Origin of the sequence: Aquimarina megaterium XH134 (assembly GCF_000520975.1) — a bacterium.
Lineage (GTDB): Bacteria > Bacteroidota > Bacteroidia > Flavobacteriales > Flavobacteriaceae > Aquimarina > Aquimarina megaterium.
Genome location: NZ_JACB01000018.1, coordinates 1 through 25,295 on the forward strand (window position 1 = coordinate 1; position 25,295 = coordinate 25,295).

The following is a 25,295-nucleotide window of genomic DNA, read 5'->3' on the forward strand; positions in this document are numbered from 1 at the left end:
GGATATTAATAATTGGGATGTGAGTACCATAACTACTATGAGAAGAATGTTCTCTAACACCAGTTCTTTTAACAAAGATCTCGATCAATGGGATGTTAGTAATGTAACAGACATGAGAGGAATGTTTTCTAATGCCACTTTATTTGATGGCAATATAAGTACATGGAATGTTGGTAAGGTAGAGAAAATGAGCTCTATGTTCTTTAAAGCTACTTCTTTTAATGGAAACATAAGTGCATGGAATGTGGGTAAGGTAACTAATATGAGTAGTATGTTTAATGGTGCTACTGCTTTTAATGGTGATATAAACCAGTGGAACGTTGGTAGTGTAACCGATATGGGATCAATGTTTAGCGAAGCTACTTCTTTTAATAAAGATCTTAGTAATTGGAACGTAGCTAATGTAACAAGTATGAGATACATGTTTGCTATAGCTTCATCTTTTAATCAAGATCTTAGTAAATGGGATGTGAGCAATGTAACCACTATGGAACAGATGTTTTCTGGAGCCGTTGCTTTTAATGGAGAAATAAATATTTGGGATGTGAGTAATGTAACATTAATGGCTGGGATGTTTTCTAATGCTACCTCTTTTAATGGAGATATTGGTAAATGGAATGTGAGTAAGGTTACTAATATGATGTTTATGTTTTCTAATGCTACCTCTTTTAATGCATATCTCGGTAATTGGAATGTGAGCAATGTAGCCTTTATGAGAGGGTTGTTTTATAAAGCGACTTCCTATAATCAAGATCTTAGAAAGTGGGATGTAAGCAAGGTAACGGTTATGGATAGAATGCTAGACGATACTAATCTTTCTAATGATAATTATGATAATTTATTAATCGAATGGTCCAAATTACCAAACATACAATCTAATGTAACTTTAGGAGCAAAAGGTCTAGAGTATTGTAATGGTAATGTAGAAAGGAACACTTTAATAGTCGTAAAAGGTTGGACTATTATAGGGGATGTGGCTAAGGTTTGTCTAGAGGAATAATATATGTAATTTCATTAAAAGAGGTTGTTAGAAGTAACAGCCTCTTTTTGTGTTATAAATTGATAAAAGTGTTTTTCTTCAGTTTATAAAAAAATATCATGTTACCACTAATCTCGTATTTTGTACTTTTAAGCTTTAAAATTAAAACGATCAAAAAACAATAATGGGAGTAGTTGTTAATCAAACCATACGAAATATTGTTATTACTTGTATGGGGTTTGGTATTGGAGCCATAAATACATTGTTCTTATTTACCAATTTTATGGACGAAGAACATTATGGATTGATCTCTTACCTGATTACAGCTTCAAATCTAATATGGCCTCTAATGGCATTTGGTGTACATAACACCCTGGTAAAATTTTTTTCATCATACTCTGATCGAGAACAACAAGATAGCTTCCTAACCATGATGTTGATCTTGCCATTATTGATAGCTCTAATTCTTGGAGTAATAGGTTTGTTTTTCTATACTACAATTCTGGACTTATTTAGTAATAAAAATACGATAGTACAACCTTATGTGTGGACTATTTTTATTCTGGCATTTGCAATGTCTTATTTTGAAGTGTTTTTTGCATGGTCTAAAGTAAAGCTGAAGAGTGTGTTCGGAAACATCATGAAAGAGTTATTTTTAAGACTATGTATAAGTATTCTTTTGTTTTTGGTATATTTTGAAGTTCTAACGGTTGAGCAATTCGTATATGCACTCATGAGTGTATATGTATTACGTACTGGGATTATGCAAGCATATGCAATGAAGCTTCACCGTTTTAAACCACAGTTCTCATTACCCGATAATTATATTTCTGTACTTAAATACTCTGGATTGATATTGATTGCCGGCTCTGTGGCTACCTTATTAATTGATTTGGATAAGACGATGATAGAACGCTATCTTCTTATAGAAAATGTAGCTAAATATGGTATATGTGCTTATATCGCTAGTGTGATTATTATTCCTTCTAGAGCCATGCATCAGATTACGTACCCATTAACCGCTAAATTAATTAACGAAAAGGCAAAAGATCAATTGCGAGATTTGTATAAAAAAAGCTCTTTAAACCTTTTGGTGACCAGCGGGTTACTTTTTGTATTGATTACTTGTAATGTACATCAGCTTTTCGAAATTATTCCTGATGAGTATGAACTGTTTATCTGGGTTGTGATTTTGATCGGAAGTGCTAAGCTATTCGACAATCTTTTAGGAAATAATAATGCGATCCTATATAGTTCTGATTATTACAGAATGGTATTATATATAGGAGTAGGGATGGCAATTCTTACAGTGATACTCAATATGCTTTGGATTCCTGCTTTTGGAGTTACGGGTGCAGCTATTGCTACAGGCATTGCAGTGTTTTGTTATAACTTTGCTAAGTTATGGATTGTCTATGCTAAATTTGGGATGCATCCATTTTCGAAAAAAACAGCTTTGGCATTAATGCTAATTATAGCTTTTGTTTTTGGATTTTATTTTTGGGAATTACCGTTTCATCCGATTCTTAATATCATTTTTAAAAGCATTATAATTGGCCTGGCATATGCTATTGTTTTTTATTTCCTGAAAGTATCTGTAGATATTAACAATTTAATACAGAAAATCCCTCGAGATGCTTAAAGCATACTACTCTGAGGGATTTTCCAACTAACCAACCAAAAAATTTAATGTCTTATATGTCTTCTTAGCTTCTACTTCTGCTGCTACGAGAACGAGAATTGTTTGATCTCGATGCTCTGCTAGATGTATTGCTTCTTTGTCTATTTGTTGTTGTTCTAGATCTATTTGTTCTCTTACTACTATATTGACTGTTATTAGAACGTTTTGTTACATTACCAGAATAATTTCTACCAGAACTTCTTTGTCTTTGAACCTGATTTGTCTTTGCAACAGCACTACGGGATCTACTACTTCTGTCGTACTTAGGTCTGTTGGTTACAGCACTTCGGGTTCTTTGCTGAGTTGACTGAACTCTTTGTCTAGAAGGTGTACTTCTATTGTTTGATTGTACTCTCTGTCTGGTCTGTGTATTTCTACTCGTTGTACGTGTTCTTGTATTTGGCGTTACAGAACGTGTTCTGTTTATGTTTCCAACCTTATTGTTATTCGATCTACTTCTGGTAGTAGTTCTGGTACCATAATTATTTGATCTACTTCTAGCACTACTTCTGGTACTATAATTGTTTGATCTGCTACGAGTCACATTACTTTTATTGTAATTAGATCTGCTGCGAGCTACTCTACTATAGTTACGATCATTTCTTTTATACATTGCTGTTCTATGATCTCTTGTTCTATAATTGGTGCTTCTGGCACGAGAACCTCTATACCCTCTATTATAACTTGATACTCTACTATTAGGTCTGTAATAATTACGACTTCTATAGGGTCTGCTGTAATATCCATTATAATAATTAGTTCTGTAAACGGTATATGAACATCTATATGGAGTATAATATCTTCTGTATGGTCTCTGATATACAATACATCTACTTACTACCGGTACTGTAAAATAAGCGTGAAACGGTCTGTATTCGTAAATTCTATTATAGCGGTTAATATAGCCTGTACAGTTTAAGAAATTTCCGTAGCTGTTATAATGAACATATAATCCACCAACTCTAGAAATACGACCATAATTGTTATAATTAATGTAAATATCTCCCGCTTGTACAATTCTACCATAATAATCATAAAAGATAGGTACATCTTCTATTTGCACTACAGCTCCATAATCATCATATTGTACGTAAGCGTCATAATCATACCCAGAATTAAAACTTATATTTACTCCCGGCGCATTAACTCCAATACTTACACCACTTCTTTGACCATTGATATAAAAATCAAATTGGCCATCTGCATATACCGAAAAATCAATTCCTCCTTCTGAGAAAATAAATGATTTTCCATAATTATAATATCTGGCAGATGATTCTGTATTCGTTTCTGAAGCGCTAGCAGTAAATGAAGCTAACAATAAGCCTGTAAAAAGTAAAACAAAATTTTTCATAATCTGTGGTTTTAAAATGAGAATAGAAATTAATTTTTCATTCTCAATTTTATAGTATCAAGCAGTGTGCCAAAAAGTTAAATACCTAGAAAACAGCGGTTTGTGTTTTTTAGAATATTTAAAGTTGTTATCGAAATTGTAGACTATCCAGGAAAAAAATATAAAATATATTGATAATAGGGGTAACAATATTCTTTCTGTATTGATATGAAGACGTAAACTTTAAAAATTAAGATGATGAATACGTTAAAGAATATATTCGGAATGATAATGGTATTATTAACTGCTTTTTTGATAAGTAGTTGTTCAAAAAATGATGATGAACTGATACCACAACAAGAAATTCTTGGTTATCAAGATATCCTGGGGTTTTATGAGGCACATGGTGTACAAAAACAAGATTTTACGGTTGATGCAACTACAGGAGGTACTATTACCGGAGAGGATGGGACTAAAGTGATTTTTCCTCCAAATTCATTGGTTGATAGTGATGGAAATTTAATTAATGGTACAGTAGATGTTTCTATTAGAGAGATATTTACGGCTAGTCAAATGATTTTATCAAATAAACCTACTAATGCAGTTAATTTTTCTGATGAAAATACCTTTCTTCTTTCTGAAGGAGAGACCGAGGTTGTGGTTACTCAAAACGGAAATTCTCTGGATATGGCACCAGGTACATTTTACCAGGTTCAGGTTCCATCTACGGGAGGTGTTGATAATGATATGCTTCCTTTTGCTGGTACTGTAACAAATGATGGTGGTATTGTTTGGAATGCTACAGGAGATGTTGGAATTGGTAATGGTACAAGTGGTATTGCATATAATGCAGCTCCGTCTTCTTATATCTATGATGTATTTGATATTGGATGGTCAAATTGCGATAAGTTTTATGCATATCCAGGGGCAAAAACCACAAATTATATCAATTTAACTAATAGCCCCAATGCTGCAGAAACTGCTGTGTATTTGGTCTTTAAAGAAAATAACTTGCCTGCTGTTGTTAAAATCTTTAATGCTGGGACTCCAATCATACAAAGCTATACAGATTCTTTACCAGTCGGGTTAGCAGTTACTTATGTAGTAATTACTATCGAGAATAATCAACAATATTTGGGGATTAAAAATGTAATTATTTCTGAAGAAGAAGAGCTTTCATTTACCTTTGAGCCTAAAACAACACAAGAAATTTTGGATGTCCTGGCATTATTAGATTAGTAGTATAATTGGTTTATGGTTTAGATTGATATACCAAATATTGTATATACGATATTTGGTATATCAATTGTTTCATAATATGGAAATCTAACAAATAGCTTATTTCTTATTTTGGAAACAAACTCTTATCAATATTTGGTATAACCTTTAATGCATTTTTATAATACAGCTTTTTTAATACTTCATCATCAAGATCTAATCCATACATTTTCCAGAACGCATGATATCTTTTGTAGTAAGGAAAATACTCATCGTCTGATTCTAAAACCCTGAAGTAGGTATAATACTCTTCGGGATTCCAAGAGTCTTTTCCAAACATTACTCTATCCTGGTATTTGGTAAGAAAAGCTTTTGCGTTACGAGGCTGCCTACCTAATTCTGCTATAACTGCTCCAATTTCGCTATACATATTAGGTATTTCATCCATAAGTTTTGCAAGTTTTGCCAAGTTGTTTCCGTACCAACCTAAATGTGCATTGATAAATTTGGTGTTTTTATGTTTTTTAAAAATATTGTGTTGTTCTTGTATAATGGTTTCCCAGGAACCGGTTACTTTGGAATCTCTTTTTCTTCTTGATCGCAGTTTAAGTTCTAGCCAACGCTCATTTTTATTATCATGTGCATCCCAAAATGATTTTGGATCTGCAGAATGTATCAAAACCGGGATACCTAGCTCACCACATTTTTCCCATACAGCTCCTATTCTAGGGTCGTCTATCTTAATGCGATTACCTTTACTATCCTTATTATCCATCCCCTGACTTTTATAGATTTTTAATCCGTTGACTCCCATGGCTACATCTTTTTCTATTTGAGCAACTGTTTTTTCTGTCCAACCAGGTTCATCTATTCCTTTAAGGTCAATATTTGTAAATACGATAAATCTATTTGGGAAATTAGTTTTAACATTTTCTAGTGATTTGATAAGATGTTCATCAGACCCTCGACCTCTTCCTGATAGATTTACCATAACCCTCATGTTTAGTTTATCCATTTCGGTAACAACATCCTGCAGATTTTGGGTTGGCATTCTAAATTGATGGTTATGAACATCGATAAAAGGGAATTTTGCTTTTTTAATTTCTGTCTCGGGAACGACTAGAGTAGAGGGCGGGTCGTAGTCTTCGAATTGCATTTTTTGAGCATTTATTGATGCACTAATCATTATAAAAAAGAATAGAAAAGTTTTATAGAAATTCATGTTTTTTGATTTGATATTTTAGTAAAGTGATTACTCTAGATGAGTATATGGTATAAATATATAATATTCGTGCTGTCTTGAAAAAAGGTTAACAACACTTTAAACCCGGATTCTACATTAGAAAATTTATTACACCTTGAAATTACTGCAAAATATACCGTTGTACTACATTTTTCAGTGTAACCATAGCCCTTCGATAAACTCAGGGTAAACTGCTATGCTAAAACTAAGAAAATGTCATGTTTTATGATACTTTTAAGCCTTATAACGAAGTTCTAATGTAGAATACGGGTTAAATTTAAGTCAGAAATAAGATTAATCAATTGTATGTGTTTTGCGTTAGGGATAGTAGTGTAAATCCCACAGTGCGCAATAGCGTGCGAGGAATTGCAACGGATAGCCCGCCCGAACGCCATAAATAAAAAACCCCGCTACCAAATACTCCTGGCAACGGGGTTTAAACAACTAACCAATCTTTATACGTTCTATTTTCTAATCATCATCGTTATCACTATATCTTTTTTTTCTTTTTCTATTTTTATAATAATGGTCATCATCATCATCATTATGTTTATAATGTTTAGATTTCCAATTTCGGTTATAGTATGGGGAATGCGTGATCGAACATCCGTCTATTCCACAATACCCACAACCATCATAATGAACATTACCTTCTACATACTTTATTCGTCCATATTTTTTATAGTAGATATGTAGTCCTCCTATTTGATATACTAATCCTCTTCTGTTATATCGTATAGATACCGAACCTATTCTACGTACTCTATTGTATCGGTCATACGTAATATAATTACGTCCTACCTTTTTTAGTCTACCGTAATAATCATATCTAATGAAGTTATTATAGTTTCTGCGATGTGCATATGAACCTGGTGTATTATATACATTACGATTCCAGTTTCTATGATGGGATCTACCTCTTCTTTTAATGATTCTGTAATCGATGTCTCCTTCTGGATAGACAAAAAACTTTACTCCGCCCTCTACAAATACAATGGGTTGTGCATGGTGATAGCGTTTTGTAACCCTATCCTGGTGATCCGAGTGTTTTTGGTCGGTCGCTTGTGCAGTTGTTCCTACTAGTAATAATACTGCAATAAAAAGTATCATTTTTTTCATAACTTACATGTTTTGGGTTCATGCCTACTCATTAGCTTTTCGGCTTCCGCTATTTGATAAGTAGTGTTTCAAATGGCGTGCCAAAAATTGGAAAGAAATTGAGGATTGATTGTAATTAATTGGTTTTTAGAATGTTATTTTTTGAAAAAGTATTTTCGCTCTCTATGATCTTGAGTAAAGAAATGGTAGTTGATAATTCTATCTTGATTGGTTGTAGAGATTGGAGTTATAAAAAATTATATAAATTCTGGTTGGATTTTTAAGTGAACACTATTTTATAAAATAGTATTCAAAATACTTTGAATTTGCATGTTCTAGTAGGTTGTATTGATTTCGGATTAGTGAAATGTGTAACAAATTGCCCTATTGTATACTACATAATTACGAACTAAGAAGTATTAGAACGTACAACGGGTTAGAGTGGCATTACTTTTGATAAGAAAATATCGCTAAAATTATAACTTCTCCTTCAAATATTCTCCTGTATACGATCCTTTGATTTTTACAATTTCTTCGGGCGTGCCTTCTGCAACGATATTGCCTCCATTTTTACCACCTTCTAGTCCAAGATCAATTATATAATCGGCACATTTTACAAGGTCTAGATTGTGCTCTATTACTAAGATAGAATGTCCTTTTGCAATCAATTCATTAAAAGATTTGAGTAATTTTTTGATATCATGAAAATGAAGTCCTGTAGTAGGTTCATCAAAGATAAATAATGCTTTGTCTTTGGTATTTCCTTTTACCAAAAAGGAAGCAAGTTTAATTCGTTGAGCTTCACCACCAGAAAGAGTAGAAGAACTCTGTCCTAATTGTACATATCCCAGGCCTACATCTTGTAGAGGTTGGAGTTTCCTCTGTATTTTGGTTTGATTATGATCAGAAAAGAAATCAATAGCATTATCTATGGTCATCGAGAGTACATCATGAATGTTTTTATCATGAAATGTTACTTCGAGAACATCTTTTTTAAAGCGTTTTCCGGCACAGGTTTCACATTCAAGGTGTACATCGGCCATAAACTGCATCTCTATGGTAACTTCTCCTTCTCCTTTACAGGTTTCGCATCGACCACCATCTACATTAAAAGAAAAGTGTTTTGCTTTATAGTTACGAATGCCGGATAATTTTTGGGAAGCAAATAAATTACGGATATCATCATAGGCTTTAATGTAAGTAACAGGATTAGAGCGCGAGGATCTACCAATTGGGTTTTGATCTACAAACTCTACATGTTTTATATTACTATAATTGCCTTTAAGTTCTGTAAACTGTCCGGCTTTTTCTCCGTATCCACCTAATTGTTTGAGCAAAGAAGGGTAAATGATTTTTTTGACAAGTGTACTCTTACCACTACCAGATACTCCTGTAATAGCTGTAAAGACTCCAAGAGGAACTTTTACGTTTATATTTTTTAGGTTATTCTCACGTGCACCTATGATTTCGACATAGTATTTTGAAGCTCTTCGGGTTTTAGGAACTTCGATTTCTAGAGCTCCATTAAGGTATTTTGCGGTAAGAGAATCTGCTTTCAGGATTTGGTCAAAAGCACCTGTTGCAACTACATGACCACCATAAGTACCTGCTTCGGGGCCTATATCGATGATTTCATCGGCAGCTTTCATAATATCCTCATCGTGCTCTACGACAATTACAGTATTTCCTAAATCACGAAGGGATTGTAGTACTTTAATAAGCTTTTCGGTATCTTTTGGATGTAGTCCTATACTAGGTTCATCAAGGATATACATAGAACCAACGAGACTACTTCCTAGTGAGGTTGCCAGGTTAATACGTTGTGACTCTCCTCCGGATAGTGTATTCGATTTACGATTAAGCGTTAAGTATTCTAGTCCTACATTTTGTAAAAATTCTAATCGACTATTAATTTCTTTAAGAAGACGCTTAGCAATTTTGGCATCATATTCATTAAGAGTGATGTTTTTAAAGAAATCTGCTAATTCGTTTAAAGGTTTCTCTACCAAATCTGTTACTGTAGCTCCATCAATTTTCACATAGTTTGCTTCTGTACGCAAGCGCTTTCCTTTGCAGGTGTTACATTTCGTTTTTCCGCGATAGCGAGAAAGCATTACCCGATTCTGAATTTTATAAGCTTTGGCTTCTAGTTCTTTAAAGAAACTGGTGATACCTTCAAAATATTCATTTCCTTTCCATAGTAGTTCTCTATCCTGATCTGATAATTCGAAATACGGTTTATGAATAGGGAAATCAAATTTATAGGCACTATTTACCAATTGCTCTTTATACCACCCCATGCTATCACCTTTCCAGGGAAAAACTGCTCCTTCAAATACACTTAATGCAGTATTTGGGATAACAAGATCTTCATCGATACCAATTACATCACCATAACCTTCGCATTCTGGACAGGCACCATACGGATTATTAAAACTAAATAAATGTATATTTGGTTCTAAGAAAGAGAGTCCGTCTAACTCAAATTTATTACTAAATTGTCTTAGGTTACCTTCCTTTAATGTTTCGATAAAACAAGTGCCTTTACCTTCAAAAAATGCAGAACCAATAGCATCTGCCAAGCGATTATAAAAATCTTCTTCATCTCTTTTTACAATACGATCGACAACCAGATAAAAATCATCTTTTTCTTGTATAGATGCATCTTCTATCCTGGTTACAGTACCATTGTTTTTTATACGTGCATATCCTTGTTGTTGTAATACTTTTAATTTTCCTTCTAGTGTACGACCTTCTTCGATATGAATAGGAGAGAGGAGTAATAGTTTTTCGCCGTCTTCAAAAGATTTTACGTATTCGATAACATCGGTTACTCTATCTTTTTTTACCTGGTTACCCGAGATAGGGGAATAGGTTTTACCTATTCTGGCAAAAAGTAATTTTAAATAATCATATATTTCTGTAGTAGTACCAACAGTAGATCTTGGATTGGTAGAGTTTACTTTTTGCTCTATTGCAATTGCTGGAGCTATACCTTTTATATAATCTACTTTTGGCTTATTAAGACGACCTAAAAACTGTCTGGCATAGGACGAAAGGCTTTCTACATATCTGCGTTGTCCTTCGGCATACAAAGTATCAAAAGCTAAACTAGATTTACCAGAACCGGATAATCCTGTAATGACTACTAATTTGTTTCTAGGAATAACGGCGTCTAAATCTTTCAGGTTGTGAAGTTTAGCTCCTTTAATAATTATATTCTCTTTTGGATCTAAGGTTGTAATGTCTTGAATCATAGTAAATATGCGGTAAGAGCGCAAAGATAAGGATTACTAAACAAGTATTATAACCAATATAGATTGAAAGTTTAGTTAAAAAAATTAACAAGAAATTGTTTGAAATTCAATGAATGTTATTATATTAGCCCCTAATTAAGGAACCAAAATTTAAACGAAACTGCCTATAGCATACCTTTACTTTAAAAGTTTAACATAGCACGAGCCCCACGCTTGTTTGTACTAAATAATAGTCAAGGTATGAAAAATTACACCCTAACAGACGCAGTTCTGGTTAATAACTACATCAAAGGAGACGAATGTGCTCTTTCTGTCCTTATCGAACGTCATAAGCAACGTATTTACAGTTTTATTTATTCAAAAGTTTTTGATAGAGATGTCTCTGAAGATATTTTTCAGGATACCTTCATTAAAGTAATCCGAACATTAAAAAACGGAAAATATAACGAAGAAGGGAAGTTTCTTCCTTGGGTAATGCGTATTGCCCATAATTTGGTAATTGATCACTTTAGAAAAGGAAATCGTATGCCAAAATTCGAAGATAATGGAGAGTTTAGTATTTTTTCTGTAATTAGTGATGGAAATCTAAATGCCGAAAAGAGATTAATAAAAGATCAGGTAGAAGAAGATTTGCGTAATTTGATTCAGGAATTACCAGATGACCAGAAAGAAGTTTTAATAATGCGTATGTATAGAGACATGAGTTTTAAAGAAATATCTGATAAAACTGGTGTAAGTATAAACACTGCTCTTGGTAGAATGCGATATGCTTTAATTAATTTAAGAAAAGTAATAGAAAAAAATAATATTGTTTTAACAAATTAATAACTTTTTTATACAATAAAGCAGAATTAGTGCCGTTATCCTTATATAACCCTTTAATTTAAGATTATATAATATGGCAAAATTTTACTTTAAGTCTTCTAAAAAAGAAGAAAAACATTTAGTACCAAGCAGAAGAACAATAGATTTTCTTCTAAACTATTCAAAATCGTTACAGGTTGTAGAGTATAACAATCTTAAGTTTGAAACGATTTTAAATTAAACTTATAAAGGCCTATTTTTTAATAGGCCTTTTTGCTTTTTGATACTCGTCTAAAACAGTTTTCCTGCCTATAGTTTTGGTAATAATATCTTTATCAAGATCCCAGCCTCTAGCAGGAGAATATTCTCTACCATACCATATGATTTGAAGATGCAGGTCGTTCCATAATTCTTTTGGGAATAACCTCTTGGCATCTTTTTCGGTTTGCGTAACATTTTTACCATTAGTAAACCCCCATCTGTACATTAATCTATGAATATGTGTATCTACAGGAAATGCAGGTACACCAAATGCTTGTGACATCACTACACTAGCAGTTTTATGACCAACAGCAGGCAAAGCTTCCAGGGCCTCAAAACTTTGAGGAACCTCTCCGTTATGCTTTTCTATCAATATATGTGATAGTCCATAAATACCTTTGGCTTTCATAGGACTTAACCCAACTGGTTTTATAATGTCTCGAATCTCTTCTACAGATAATCGAATCATTGCATGTGGATTATCTGCTCTGTCAAATAGGAGCGGAGTGATTTTGTTCACTCTTACATCTGTACTTTGTGCACTCATTAATACTGCAATGAGTAAAGTATAAGGATCTTTATGATCTAATGGGATTGGTATTTTGGGATATAATTCCTGAAGTGTCTTAATAGTAAAATCTACCTTTTCCTGTTTGGTCATATTACAAAATTAATTTGCAATAAAGTTAAAAATAAAATTACTAGCTAAGGTTTAATATTTCGAAAATACAGGATATCTCAATTAAAGAATTCAAAAGAATTGATCAGAAATCATAATTATAAGGTTCAAAAAGATCCTATGCTGCGCTTATACATTTGCTCTGGTCGTTTATGTCATAATCTCATTCACTTATAAAACAACAAATTTTGAAGATTAAAATGTCTGTACATTTATCTTATGTCTAACTAAAAATATAAGATTTAATGAAAAGTAAATTTGTGAAATTTCTAGAGTTTGAGATTAAAAATGAACAAGCAAAAGGTGTTAAAGGAGGATCGATTAGTACAGGTCAAAACCAGAATACCCCAATAATTATTAATAATACTTCTACTAGTTTTAGAAAACTAATGGTTAGATAATTTGTTCAGGAAAGACTCATCTTTACCTTTGATAAAAGGAAAAGGTGAGTTTTTTTATGACTGAAGTGTTTTTTGCACTTCATAGCAGCGCTACGAAGTAATAAAAAGACGAAAATAGAGTGAAAAAGAGCAGTTTTATAGCGAATTGAAAAAAGTTTAAATCACTTCACTAGTAAATCATTAGTTAAGATCGTTTATTAGCTTTAGCAATATTTCTTTTTTTCTGGTAGCCAGCGGAATTTTACTTTTATCTTTTAATACCAGATAATCTCCTTCTCGTTTATCATATCTTAACAAATAATCCAGATTTACCAAATGAGATTGATGGCATCTAAAAAACTGTTGCGAAGAAAGCATATTTTCATATTCTTTAAGTCCTTTAGATACAAGCAAGCTATCCTGTTTATGGATAAAAAACTTTGTGTAACTACCGCTTGCCTCCAGGTGCATAATGTCTTTAACAAATACAATCTGGATACCATATTTATCTTTTAGAACCAAACGAGTAGGTTCTTTTGATTGCTCACTTATATTATCTATAAGTGTTTGTACTCTTTGTGGTGTTTTATGATGATCAAACTCAGATTTGGCCTTTTTGATGGCTTCTACTAATTCTTCGGGATCAATAGGTTTTAGAAGGTAATCCAGGGCGCTAAATTTTATTGCTCTAAGCGCATATTTTTCATGAGAAGAAGCAAATATTATCTGGAAATTGATTTCTGGTAATTTTCGTAATACATCAAACCCAGTACCATCTGGCATCTCGATATCCAGAAATACAAGATCTGGCTTACTAGCTGTAATTAGTGCAACTCCTTCTGCTACATTTGTCGCTTCTCCTATAAAATCTACATTAGGACAATACTCATTAAGTAACTCTAAAAAATTTCTTCTTGCTGCCGGATTATCTTCAATAAGGACTACTTTCATTTATATGTATTGAAATGGTAAATTAAACGTTACTTGTGTTCCTTGAGAAAGGTCTTGGATATCAAATGCAATTTTTTTCTTTCGCATCTTACGATAAAGATCGATACGTTCTTCAGTTATTTTTATAGCGTGAGATACATGATCTTTGCGTTTTACCTTTATAGCTTCTTCTATTCCAGATCCATTATCTAATATTTTTAAGACTAAATGATCTCCTTCCATCGAAAAATAAATATGAATAGTTGCACCTTCTTTTATAGCAGTGACACCATGCTCTATTGCATTTTCTACAAAAGGTTGTGCAAACATAGGAGGGATGGCGATTTCTTCACTAATTAAACCGTCTTCCACTTCAATTTTAAAAGTAAAAGGATGATCGCGTTTTAAGTTTTGAATACTCAAGTAATTATCGAGCATATTAATTTCCTGATCCAGGCTAATAAATTCACTTCTTGAATTATCTAACACTTGTCGAATGAGCTTCGAGAATTTTACGAGATACATACTGGCTTGTTTAGCATCTCCCTGATTCATATAATCCTGTATAGAAGTCATGGCATTAAAAATAAAATGCGGATTCATCTGTACACGCAATAGGTTTTGTTCTATATCCTGTGCTCTTTGTTGTAATGCTAATCTTTTTTGTCGGTTTACCAAATAGAATACTAACCCCAGAAGTAATAAAACTACACTTACAATACCGAAAATGGTTTTATTAAAATTGGCTTGTTTTAATTCTAAAGACTGGATCGAGGCTTGTTGTGCTAAGCTCTTTATTTCCTGTTCTTTTTTCTCGGTTTCGTATTGTACTTGTAATTGCGATAATTGTTTTGATTTTTCTTCACCGAGCAGAGAGTCATAAGTAGTGTGATACAATTCATAGGATGCTAATGCAGCTTTATGATTACCTAATGCTTTTTGAATTTCAGACAATACTTTCGAACCATCTTTAATGGCAGTGGGAAAGTTAATTTTCTGAGCAATAGTAACACCTTGAGTAAGGTATTTCTTTGCTTTTTGTAAATTACCCAATCTCCACTGAACCTCACCAATTGTATTTAAAAGTACAGCATGAGAAGATTGATCTTCAATTTGTTGCTGAAATAATAATCCTTTTTGTAGATATTCTAATGCTTTTTCATATTCTTTTTTGAGAAGATATACCTGCCCAATATTGACATAATTTGCATTAATAATTTGTTTTTCTCCTACTTCTTTTTGAATTTCTAAAGATTTGAAATTATATTCTAAAGCTTTATCAAGATTTTCTTGTTCTATATATATAGCTGCAATAGTATTGTATAGATTTCCTACATGACCTTTCCAGCCTAGTTTTTTTGCAATTTTTAAAGACTTAAAAGAATATTCTAGTGCTTGTGTATTTTTTTTTTGTCTGTGATATAGCATAGCAACATTGTGAAAAGTATAAGTAAGTAATTTTTCATTCTTTATTCTTTCTTGAATTTTTAATGCTATTAATTGATGTTCCATTGCTTTGGTATAATTACCTTTTTGGGTATATACAAAACCAATATCACTGTGATCTATAGATATTCGACTACTGTCTCCAAGATTTTTATCAATTTCTAAACCCTTTAAATGGTATTCTAAGGATTTATCATGATCGCTTTGATTTCTGTAGGTGAGGGCAATATTATAATAAGATTTAGATATATTCAATTTTTCGTTTAATCTTTCATATATTTTCAATGCCTTAAAATAGTATTCTAAAGCTTTTGTATTATTTCCTAAATAGTTATTTACTGTACCTAATCCATTATACGCTCCTGCTTCTTCTTTTAGGTATTTCATCTTTTTTGCAATAGCAATACTTTTTTGATATAAATCGATTGCTTTTTCAGAATTTCCTAATAACATAGATATCCAGGCAATCTCATCATATGATGTTATGATTCCTTTATTGTAATTTATCTTTTTTGCAATTTTTATAGCCTGATTAGCATAAAATGAAGTTTGAACAGAATCATTGTCAGAATATTGCCGAGCCAAAAGATTATATGTGTCCACTTTTTCTTTCTCAGAAATATTGGTTTCAAGTGCTTGTAAAAGCGAATCAACTTTAATCTGGTTTTGTGCAAAAACATTGATAATATTGAAAACAATTAAAAAAGAAAAGATGGTTAGGGTATTTTTTTTCATAATATAGATTCATATCTATTTCGAAATACAGGATTTAATTATTTTTTAATTAATTCTCTGTCTTTTTTACAAGAGTATTGAAATGATAATTAGTAGAAGCAAATTTAAAAAACTTCTTGTCGTATAAATGTTTTGAAAAAGAATTATTTTTTATACGTATTGAAAAGGTAAAGTAAACGTTACTTGTGTTCCTTGAGAAAGGTTTTGTATATCAAATGCAATTTTTTTCTTTCGCATCTTACGGTAAAGATCGATACGTTCTTCCGTTATTTTTATAGCATGCGATACATGATCTTTGCGTTTTACTTTTATGGCTTCTTCTATTCCAGATCCATTATCTAATATTTTTAAGACTAAATGCTCTCCTTCTATCGAAAAATGTATATGAATAGTTGCACCTTCTTTTAAAGAAGTAACACCATGTTCTATGGCATTTTCTACAAAAGGTTGTGCAAACATAGGGGGGATGGCGATTTCTTCAGGAATTAAACCGTCTTCTACTTCAATTTTAAAAGTAAAAGGATGATCACGTTTTAAATTTTGAATGCTTAAGTAATTATCGAGCATATTAATTTCCTGGTCCAGGCTAATAAACTCACTTCTTGAGTTATCTAACACTTGTCTGATCAATTTTGAGAACTTTACCAGATATAAACTTGCTTGTTTAGCATTTCCTTGGTTCATATAATCTTGTATAGAAGTCATGGCATTAAAAATAAAATGCGGATTCATCTGTACACGCAATAGATTTTGTTCTATATCCTGTGCTCTTTGTTGTAATGCTAATCTTTTTTGTCGATTTACCAAATACAATACTAATCCCAGAAGTAATAAAACTAGACTTACAATACCAAAAATGGTTTTATTAAAATTGGCTTGTTTTAATTCTAAGGACTGTATCGAGGCTTGCTGTGCTAAACTTTTGATTTCCTGTTCCTTTTTCTCGGTTTCGTACTGTACTTGTAATTGTGATAATTGTTTTGATTTTTCTTCACCAAGCAGAGAGTCATAAGTGGTGTGGTATAATTCATAGGATGCTAATGCAGCTTTATGATTACCTAATGCTTTTTCTGCTTTTGATAAAATAAGGGAACCGTCTCTTATTTCTGTAGGAAAGTCAATTTTTTGAGCAAGCTTAATACCTTTAGTGAGATACTCTTTGGCTTGTATGTAATTATTTAATTGGTAATAAACTCTGCCTAAAGCATTATATAATTCAATAGAAAGTGAATGATTTCCAATTTCATTACTCAATGGTAAACCTTTTTGCAAATATTCTAATGCTTCAATACTGTTTTTTTGTTGTGTGTATGAATTGCCTATACTAATATAAGCTCGAATCATTCCCATTCTATTATTTAATTCTTTTTTGATTTTCAAAGATTTAAAATAATAATCCAAAGCCATGGCGATATCATTTTGCTTACCATATATATCTCCGATGTTGTTATAACTGACTGCAATACCAGCTTTATCATTTATTTCTTTATTGATATTTAAGGATTTTAAATGATATTCTAGAGATTTTGTATAATCGCCTTGGTCATAAATAACAGCTGCAATCAAATTATAACTAGTAGCAACACCTTTTTTATCACCTAATTCTTCTAGGATATTCATAGCTTTAAAATAATAAGTTATAGCTTTAGGATATTTGCTTTTTTTATAGAAAACTAAGCCTATATTATTATATAGATTTGCGATTGATACTTTATCATTTATTTTTTCAAAATATTTTAGACTTATATTATAATATTTCAAAGATTGGGTATAATTGCTTAATGAAAAGTTGGCAATCGCAATATTCCCGTTCGCATAAGCAATATTCTGTTGATCTTTTAGTTCTTCATAAGATTCCAAACATTTTTGATAATATACTAGGGCTTTAGAATAATCATTTTGTTGAGAGTGTAAGAATCCCATGTTATTATAAAAACTAGCGACTCCTCTTTTGTCTCCCATTTTTTTCTTGACCTCTAAAGATTTGTGAAAATAAACCATAGTCTCATAGAAATTACCTTGTTTATGATAATTTGTTGCACCTAGACCATTATATCCATTTGACTCACCTTTGAGGTATTGGATTTCTTGAGATATATCTACAACTTTTTGAAATATTTTGGCAGACTTTTCATATTTTTTTGAAAGCATAGTTGCCCAGGCTATTTGATAATATGCATCTGCTACTCCTTCTGTATATTTAATTTGTTGTGCTAGATTAATAGCTTGATTTGCATAGTTAAAGGTTTTGGTAGAATCTGTAGAAGTATATTGATCAGCTAATAGATTATATACATCCACTTTTTCTTTATCCGAGACCTTGGTTTTTAACTCTTGTAAAAGCGAATCAATTTTTACTTGATTTTGTCCAAAAACATTAAAAACAATTAGAAAAAAAAAGATGGTTAGGGTAGTTTTTTTCATATTTAAAATTATAAATCCATGTTGCTTTTCAAATACAAGATACAATTATTGCCTTTATACATGCTGAAATGGTAAATTAAACGTTACTTGTGTTCCTTGAGAAAGATTTTGTATATCAAATGCAATTTTTTTCTTTCGCATCTTACGATAAAGATCGATACGTTCTTCTGTTATTTTTATAGCGTGAGATACATGATCTTTGCGTTTTACCTTTATAGCTTCTTCTATCCCAGATCCATTATCTAATATTTTTAATGCCAAATGATCTCCTTCTATCGAAAAATGAATATGAATAGTTGCTCCTTCTTTTAAAGAAGTAACCCCATGTTCTATAGCATTTTCTACAAAAGGTTGTGCAAACATAGGAGGGATGGCGATTTCTTCAGGAATTAAACCGTCTTCTACTTCAATTTTAAAAGTAAAGGGATGATCGCGTTTTAGGTTTTGAATGCTTAAATAATTATCGAGCATATTAATTTCCTGATCCAGGCTAATAAATTCACTTCTTGAATTATCTAACACTTGTCGAATGAGCTTCGAGAATTTTATGAGATACATACTGGCTTGTTTGGCATCTCCCTGATTCATATAATCCTGTATAGAAGTCATGGCATTAAAAATAAAATGCGGATTCATCTGTACACGCAATAGATTTTGTTCTATATCCTGTGCTCTTTGTTGTAACGCTAACCTTTTTTGTCGATTTACCAAATACAATACTAACCCCAGAAGTAATAAAACTACACTTGCAATACCGAAAATAGTTTTATTAAAATTGGCTTGTTTTAATTCTAAAGATTGGATAGAGGCTTGTTGAGCTAAACTCTTTATTTCCTGTTCTTTTTTCTCGGTTTCGTATTGTACTTGTAATTGCGATAATTGTTTTGATTTTTCTTCACCTAAGATTGAGTCATAAATAGCATGATATCGTTCATAAGATTCTAAAGCAGCTTTATGATTACCTAATGCTTTCTCTATTTTTACTAAGCCATACGAAGCACTTTTTACAGCAGAAGGAAAACCAATCTCCTGACCAATAGTAATGCTCTTGATGAGATATTCTTTGGCCTGCAGATAATTCTTTAATTCAAATTCAATTTCACCTAAAGTATTCATTACGGTAGTAGATGAAGACAGCTCTCCAATTTCCCGGCTTAATGCTAATCCATTTTTTAGGTATTTCAGGGCTTCTTTATAATTTTTTTCATTAAGGTATATTTCACCAATTAGACAGTAGTTAGATATCATGATACCTTTAATGTTGAGCTCTTTGGCAATTTTTAGAGACTTAAAAGAATACGTTAAAGCTTTGGTGTCATCCTCTTGTTCAAAATAAATATTTCCAATGTTTAAATAATCCTCAGATATACTTGCTTGATTTTTAGTGCTTTTGCTAATCGTTAAGCATTTAAAATAATATTCTAATGCTAAGTCATAATCCCCTAAAGTTTCATAAATAAATCCAATATTGCTAAGCGAAACAATAGCTTTTTTTTTACTGCCTATTTCATCATTAATTTTAGAAGCTTTTATAAAATATTCTAATGCAGAGGAATAATTACTTTGATACACATTGATCATTCCTATATTGTTGTATCCAGAAAAGATACCGTTCTTATTATTCAATTCTTTAAACAACTCCAAAGCTTTAGAATTATAATCTAATGCTTCGGTGTAATTTCCCAATCTAACATGTACTTGTCCAATATTACTATAACAGAAAGCTACATCTTTTTTGTTTCCTAAAGAATCTCTTATTTTTAAAACTTTTGTGAAGTGCTTTAGTGCCATAGCATACTCACCCTTTTTTTTGTAGGTAAGTGCTAAATCATTAGATGCTATGGCTTTGCCTTTTGCATATTTTATTTTTTGAAATAAATCAGATGCTTTATCCGAATGCGCTAATTTTACCGTAGCTTGACTTATACTATTGTGAGCATTAGAAATACCTTCAATATAATTTAATTGCTTAGAAAGATGAATCGCTCGATTTGCATAGTCAATGGTTTTAGTAGAATCTGTAGAAGAATATTGCAAAGCTATATTGTTATAAATATCTACTTTTTCTTTATCGGTGATTTTAGTAGTAAGTAGTTGTAATAGAGAATCTATTTTAACCGGATTTTGTGCAAGAGCGCTACATACACTTATGTAAACAAAAACAGCAGATAAGAGTATTTTTTTATTAGTATTTAGCAACACAGACAACGACATATTATCTAAAATAACCTTAATTTATTTATATGCAAGAATACATAAATATCTGAACGCAACAAAAGGGTTATGGTAGGTAATAAAAGTGAAGATCTAAATATTAAATTTAATCCTGAAGTATTACGAAAAATTTGGTTCTGTTTTTTTGAAATTTTATAACTTGCCTTACTTTACAAAAGTAAGTAATAGAGAGGTTGAACTTTATTATTTGTTAAGTATTAACTAGGATATTTACTTACATAGATGTTATAAACTAGATTCAATTTATATACAATGACAACATTAAAAGCAGGGGATAAGGCTCCTAATTTTTCGGCATTAGATCAGGATGGAAATACAGTTACCTTGGGGGATTATCAAGGGAAAAAACTAGTTGTTTTTTTCTATCCTAAAGCGAGTACTCCTGGTTGTACAGCAGAAGCCTGTAATCTAAGAGATCATTATCAAACTTTTCTGGCCCAGGGGTATGAAATTATTGGAGTAAGTGCTGATAGCGCCAAACGGCAACAAAATTTCAAAAATAAATTTGAATTACCTTACCCATTATTGGCAGATGAAGATAAAACAGTAATTGAAGCTTTTGGAGTATGGGGACCAAAGAAATTTATGGGTAGAGAGTATGATGGTATTCATCGTACTACTTTTGTTATCGATGAAAAAGGAATAATTTCTGAAGTTATTGCAAAGGTGAAAACTAAAGATCACGCTGCTCAAATTTTATAAGTGCGTGGTTATTACAGAACTAAAGATGAGTTCACAATTAAAAAAGCAGTATAGTAAATAACTATACTGCTTTTTTAATATGTTTTGGTACAGGTAACTTATTTTACCGCTTCTATGGATTTGTATCCAAAAAAGTTATTAGCTTTTATCATTTCTGGTATAAGATCTGGTAACTGATCTTCCCATCCAGATTCTCCTTCTTGAATTTTTTGTAGGACTTCTCTTGAGAAAATATTCATAATAGAGGGATCATAATCTGTAATATCCTGTAATTTACCATTGTATTTAAAGAACTTATACAGTTCTTTCATCCTTGGGTGTACTTTAAGAGTATCGCTAGTGGTTATCTCTCCTGTTTTATGATTCTTTAATGGGTATAGATATACTTTTAAATCTTTAAAGAATAATTTACCAAAAGCTTCCAGAATACCTCCACTAAGGTGTCTATAGTATTTTTCATCAAAAATATCTACCAAATTGTTAACTCCCATAGAAAGCGCCATACGTTCTTTGGTATAATTAGAGAAATATTCAACTACTTTATAGTACTCTTTAAAATTAGAGATCATTACGGTTTGTCCTAAAGAACAAAGTAATCTGGCTCTAGCCATAAAATCTTCTTCATCAATTTCACCTTCGGCCCTTAAGTTCGACAGTGTTACTTCAAAAATCACTACGGTCTTATCTTCGTTTACTTTATTTTCACTCAAGAACATATTGAGTGACTTTTTGTATATATCCATATTAACCTTAGTTACGGGTCTAAAACTCCCGCGCAGTGCTAATATATTTTTCTTATATAATATGGCAGCAGGTAAAATATTATGCCCATCAGGACCAAACATTACCGCTTCGGTCATTCCATTTTTAACCAATTGTAGACTCATTAGTCGATTATCTACTTTGGTAAATCGTGGTCCAGAAAAGTTAATCGTGTCAATTTCTATTTGATCCTTATCTAGGTGATCATATAGATATCTGAGTAATTTTTTGGGATTATCGTATTTATAATATGCTCCGTAAATAAGGTTAACACCTAATATTCCTAAAGTCATTTGCTGCAATCGGGCATCATTTTCATGAAACCGAATATGAAGCAAAATTTCATTATAATCTTCATTTGGTGTTGTCTGATATCGAATGCCTACCCAACCATGACCTTTATATTTTTTAGCAAAATCAATTGTTGCAACAGTATTTGCATAACTAAAAAATAACTTATTAGGGTGTTTTTCTCTAGTAATTCTTTCTTCAATAAGACCAACCTCATGTCTAAGCATTTTTTTTAATCTTGCTTCGGTAACATAACGTTTGTCATTTTCAATACCATAAATAGCATCACTAAAATCTTTATCATATGCACTCATTGCTTTTGCAATGGTACCAGAGGCTCCACCTGCTCTAAAAAAGTTTCGAACAGTCTCCTGACCAGCACCTATCTCGGCAAAAGTACCATAGATGTTTTGGTTCAGGTTAATACGCAAAGCTTTGCTCTTTATTGAAGGGACAGATTCAAATTCTTTATCTCCCATTATCTTAATAGGCATAGTAAAAAGGGCTTTTTTTGTTTACCGTAAAGGTAATAATACAATGAGTATTAAAAAAGGTTTGAATGCAAATTTCTATATTCCCTAAGATTTTAAGTATTATTTAAGGGAAATATGTGATTTTTGACCAAAAAAATATAAGTACATTTGCCTTAGTTTATTAAAATATGGAAGTAATTTTTCTTGGTACAGGCACATCACAGGGGATTCCGATTATAGGAAGTACCCATCCTGTTTGTTTAAGTGACGACTCCAGAGATAAGCGACTTCGTGTTTCTATACTTGTATCTTGGGATGATTACCAATACGTTGTGGATTGCGGACCAGATTTTAGACAGCAAATGCTCTCGAATAAGATATCCAGAATAGATGGGGTAGTCTTTACTCATGAACATGCAGATCATACTATGGGATTAGATGATATAAGGCCATTTTTTTTCAGGCAAGGTGATATCCCTATCTATGCGCATAAGAGAGTTTTGCAAGCACTAAGAACTAGGTTTGAGTATATTTTTTCTTCGGAAAACAAATATCCCGGTGCCCCAAGTGTTATTGAAAATGAACTTACGAATCAACCTTTTGAATTGGGCAATCTGGATGTGATTCCTATAAATACGTTTCATAATCGTTTACAGGTGTTTGGATTTCGATTTAGAGATTTTGCATATCTAACCGATGTAAAAACAGTTGAAGAAGAGGAAAGATTAAAGTTAAAAGGAGTTAAGGTTTTGGTGGTTAATGCATTAAGAATAGAACCCCATCATTCGCATTTTAATTTAGAAGAAGCCCTTGATTTTATAAAAGAAATACAACCCGAAAAGGCATATCTCACTCATATCAGTCATATGTTAGGTTTTCACGCCGAAGTTGAGAAGTTATTACCAAAAAATGTATATATAGCTTACGATAATTTAAAAATAACCATCTAGAATATGAAAAATAAGATCTTTTTATATCTATTCATTTTTGCAGCATTATTTATTCTTTTTCAATTCATGAATGCCAAAAAAGCAAAAGAATCCTATGATACAAAAATAGAGAGCTTAAAGACCAAAATAACAACAAAAGAAGCAACCATTGATTCACTGATTAGTGCCAATATGGATATTACCTATTTTACTTTAGAAAGTAATGAGGATGCAGTAAATTATTTTGAAGAGATGGGCTATAATGCTAATAAGCTTGCGCTAACGATAAGTGATCAGATTATCGGGCAAAATAAAGCGGGAGAAGATAACCCAATAATTCCGTTTGTTGGGATGGAGGGTAATATGAGTATTAATAAAGTAAGATTACTAAATCATAAATGGATTATAGCTGATTTTACAGATGGTGTTTATTGGGGAGAGCTTTTTATACTATATGAAGTAAGAGAAGATGGTGTTATAGATTTTGAAGTAGAAAAATCATTTTTGTACCCAAAAGACTAGAAGAATACCTAATTTAATAAAGGCCAGATAATATATATCTGGCCTTTATTAAATTTATCATTAATTAAAAGTATACGTTCTTCGTGATACTTGTGTTAATCTAAAATAGCCGTGAGCATAATTATCGGCATTATCCAGATTAATACAATTTCCTTTTAAAGCTACCGGAGTTGCACTAAAAAGGCCGACACCTTCAGATTGCTCGATAAGTATCCTTATGTAGTTGTAATATCCTTCAGAAATACCATATAAGTCAATATTTACAATATCTCCAGAAGTAAATTCTTGAGTATTTGTATTGGTATCTTCTTCTTTTTCATAATACCAGTTAATTTCATTTCCGTTTACAAATTCATCATCAAGATCCTCAAATTCTGATAAAAGATCTCCTTCTTCTTTAAATCTGAAAAGATAATAGTTGTCTTCATCTACGGGATCATCGAATATAAGATTTACTTCTAAAACTTCATCATCAAAACCATTTTCGGTAGATTGGTTAACTTCTTTAATATCAACAACAGGCATTAGGGTTTCTGTAGCTGAATAGTTTTCACCATTATAAATAACCTCTAGTGTATAGGATTGATTAAGTACTGGTACAAATTCTGTAGTTGTATATTCTCCATTATTTTGATCTGTAAAAATAAACTCGACTCCGCTAGAATTATTAGTAACTTTAACTGAAGCACCAGTAACACTTGTATTAGAAGTTGTATCAAAGTATGCAGTAGATGTACTTAGTTTTATGGTTTGATTATTTCCTGTTGTACCTTTTTCCCAATCTAATGAGGCTTCAATAGTTAGTCGGGCAGGAGCGGTTTGCACATCCACGTCTATTACATCTTCACAAGAAGTAAAGATTATAGTAAAAAGGAATATTATTATTTTAAAATAAGCTTTCATATGTTTATAT

Annotated in this window: 19 protein-coding genes; 8 read left to right on the plus strand and 11 right to left on the minus strand. The window is 31.8% G+C overall.

Annotation, left to right across the window (positions count from 1 at the left end; all coding sequences use genetic code 11):
• Both Z053_RS28475 and Z053_RS0113170 read left to right on the plus strand, forming a co-directional pair.
• Positions 1 to 1,000, plus strand: a 1,000-nt coding sequence (locus Z053_RS28475) for a BspA family leucine-rich repeat surface protein (protein WP_025665479.1), incomplete at its 5' end; no start/stop codon positions are given.
• 163 nt (positions 1,001 to 1,163) lie between these two features.
• Entirely contained in the window at positions 1,164 to 2,621 is a 1,458-nt protein-coding gene (locus Z053_RS0113170) for an oligosaccharide flippase family protein (protein WP_025665480.1), read from the plus strand.
• A 64-nt stretch (positions 2,622 to 2,685) separates the two neighbouring features.
• Here Z053_RS0113170 and Z053_RS0113175 read toward each other — a convergent pair whose 3' ends face one another.
• The gene (locus Z053_RS0113175; RefSeq protein WP_025665481.1) at positions 2,686 to 4,014 is read right to left on the minus strand and encodes a hypothetical protein; all 1,329 of its coding nucleotides are present in this window, start codon (positions 4,012 to 4,014) and stop codon (positions 2,686 to 2,688) included.
• Between the two features lie 237 nt (positions 4,015 to 4,251).
• Between Z053_RS0113175 and Z053_RS0113180 the strand changes: the two genes are divergently transcribed.
• Entirely contained in the window at positions 4,252 to 5,232 is a 981-nt protein-coding gene (locus Z053_RS0113180; protein ID WP_035096105.1) for a hypothetical protein, read from the plus strand.
• 106 nt (positions 5,233 to 5,338) lie between these two features.
• On the opposite strand, the gene Z053_RS0113185 is transcribed toward Z053_RS0113180, so the two are convergent.
• From Z053_RS0113185 to uvrA, 3 genes are all read right to left on the minus strand, one after another.
• Positions 5,339 to 6,433: an amidohydrolase family protein gene (locus tag Z053_RS0113185; protein ID WP_035096106.1), complete on the minus strand. Its 1,095-nt coding sequence runs from the start codon at positions 6,431 to 6,433 to the stop codon at positions 5,339 to 5,341.
• A 492-nt stretch (positions 6,434 to 6,925) separates the two neighbouring features.
• The gene (locus Z053_RS0113190) at positions 6,926 to 7,573 is read right to left on the minus strand and encodes a hypothetical protein (protein ID WP_025665484.1); all 648 of its coding nucleotides are present in this window, start codon (positions 7,571 to 7,573) and stop codon (positions 6,926 to 6,928) included.
• Between the two features lie 455 nt (positions 7,574 to 8,028).
• On the minus strand, positions 8,029 to 10,809 hold the full coding sequence (gene uvrA, locus Z053_RS0113200; protein WP_025665485.1) for an excinuclease ABC subunit UvrA: 2,781 nt from the start codon (positions 10,807 to 10,809) through the stop codon (positions 8,029 to 8,031).
• A 240-nt stretch (positions 10,810 to 11,049) separates the two neighbouring features.
• Here uvrA and Z053_RS0113205 point away from each other — a divergent pair, with 240 nt between their 5' ends.
• Positions 11,050 to 11,634 (plus strand): RNA polymerase sigma factor, encoded by a 585-nt coding sequence (locus Z053_RS0113205; protein WP_024769545.1) that lies wholly within the window; start codon positions 11,050 to 11,052, stop codon positions 11,632 to 11,634.
• Positions 11,635 to 11,866: 232 nt separating this feature from the next.
• Here the strand turns inward: Z053_RS0113205 and Z053_RS0113215 are convergent, their stop codons facing one another.
• On the minus strand, positions 11,867 to 12,535 hold the full coding sequence (locus Z053_RS0113215) for an endonuclease III domain-containing protein (protein ID WP_025665486.1): 669 nt from the start codon (positions 12,533 to 12,535) through the stop codon (positions 11,867 to 11,869).
• 263 nt (positions 12,536 to 12,798) lie between these two features.
• Here Z053_RS0113215 and Z053_RS31515 point away from each other — a divergent pair, with 263 nt between their 5' ends.
• Positions 12,799 to 12,954, plus strand: coding sequence for a hypothetical protein (locus tag Z053_RS31515; protein ID WP_160170090.1), 156 nt, complete (start codon positions 12,799 to 12,801; stop codon positions 12,952 to 12,954).
• 180 nt (positions 12,955 to 13,134) lie between these two features.
• Here the strand turns inward: Z053_RS31515 and Z053_RS0113225 are convergent, their stop codons facing one another.
• The 4 genes from Z053_RS0113225 to Z053_RS0113240 form a co-directional block, all read right to left on the minus strand.
• The gene (locus Z053_RS0113225; protein WP_025665487.1) at positions 13,135 to 13,884 is read right to left on the minus strand and encodes a LytR/AlgR family response regulator transcription factor; all 750 of its coding nucleotides are present in this window, start codon (positions 13,882 to 13,884) and stop codon (positions 13,135 to 13,137) included.
• Positions 13,885 to 16,044: a tetratricopeptide repeat-containing sensor histidine kinase gene (locus Z053_RS0113230; RefSeq protein WP_025665488.1), complete on the minus strand. Its 2,160-nt coding sequence runs from the start codon at positions 16,042 to 16,044 to the stop codon at positions 13,885 to 13,887. It abuts the gene before it with no gap.
• 150 nt (positions 16,045 to 16,194) lie between these two features.
• Positions 16,195 to 18,468, minus strand: coding sequence for a tetratricopeptide repeat protein (locus tag Z053_RS0113235; protein ID WP_025665489.1), 2,274 nt, complete (start codon positions 18,466 to 18,468; stop codon positions 16,195 to 16,197).
• A 54-nt stretch (positions 18,469 to 18,522) separates the two neighbouring features.
• Positions 18,523 to 20,682, minus strand: coding sequence for a tetratricopeptide repeat protein (locus Z053_RS0113240; RefSeq protein WP_025665490.1), 2,160 nt, complete (start codon positions 20,680 to 20,682; stop codon positions 18,523 to 18,525).
• 273 nt (positions 20,683 to 20,955) lie between these two features.
• Here Z053_RS0113240 and bcp point away from each other — a divergent pair, with 273 nt between their 5' ends.
• Positions 20,956 to 21,405, plus strand: a complete 450-nt coding sequence (gene bcp, locus Z053_RS0113245; RefSeq protein ID WP_025665491.1) for a thioredoxin-dependent thiol peroxidase — start codon at positions 20,956 to 20,958, stop codon at positions 21,403 to 21,405.
• Positions 21,406 to 21,503: 98 nt separating this feature from the next.
• On the opposite strand, the gene Z053_RS0113250 is transcribed toward bcp, so the two are convergent.
• Positions 21,504 to 22,952 (minus strand): TonB-dependent receptor, encoded by a 1,449-nt coding sequence (locus Z053_RS0113250; RefSeq protein ID WP_025665492.1) that lies wholly within the window; start codon positions 22,950 to 22,952, stop codon positions 21,504 to 21,506.
• A 167-nt stretch (positions 22,953 to 23,119) separates the two neighbouring features.
• On the opposite strand from Z053_RS0113250, the gene Z053_RS0113255 reads away from it, so the two are divergent.
• Positions 23,120 to 23,881, plus strand: a complete 762-nt coding sequence (locus tag Z053_RS0113255) for an MBL fold metallo-hydrolase (protein WP_025665493.1) — start codon at positions 23,120 to 23,122, stop codon at positions 23,879 to 23,881.
• Between the two features lie 3 nt (positions 23,882 to 23,884).
• Entirely contained in the window at positions 23,885 to 24,382 is a 498-nt protein-coding gene (locus Z053_RS0113260; RefSeq protein WP_025665494.1) for a hypothetical protein, read from the plus strand.
• Between the two features lie 60 nt (positions 24,383 to 24,442).
• Here the strand turns inward: Z053_RS0113260 and Z053_RS0113265 are convergent, their stop codons facing one another.
• A complete protein-coding gene (locus Z053_RS0113265) occupies positions 24,443 to 25,285 on the minus strand; it encodes a DUF4249 domain-containing protein (RefSeq protein ID WP_025665495.1) in 843 nt (280 codons plus the stop codon).
• Positions 25,286 to 25,295 lie beyond the last annotated feature (10 nt).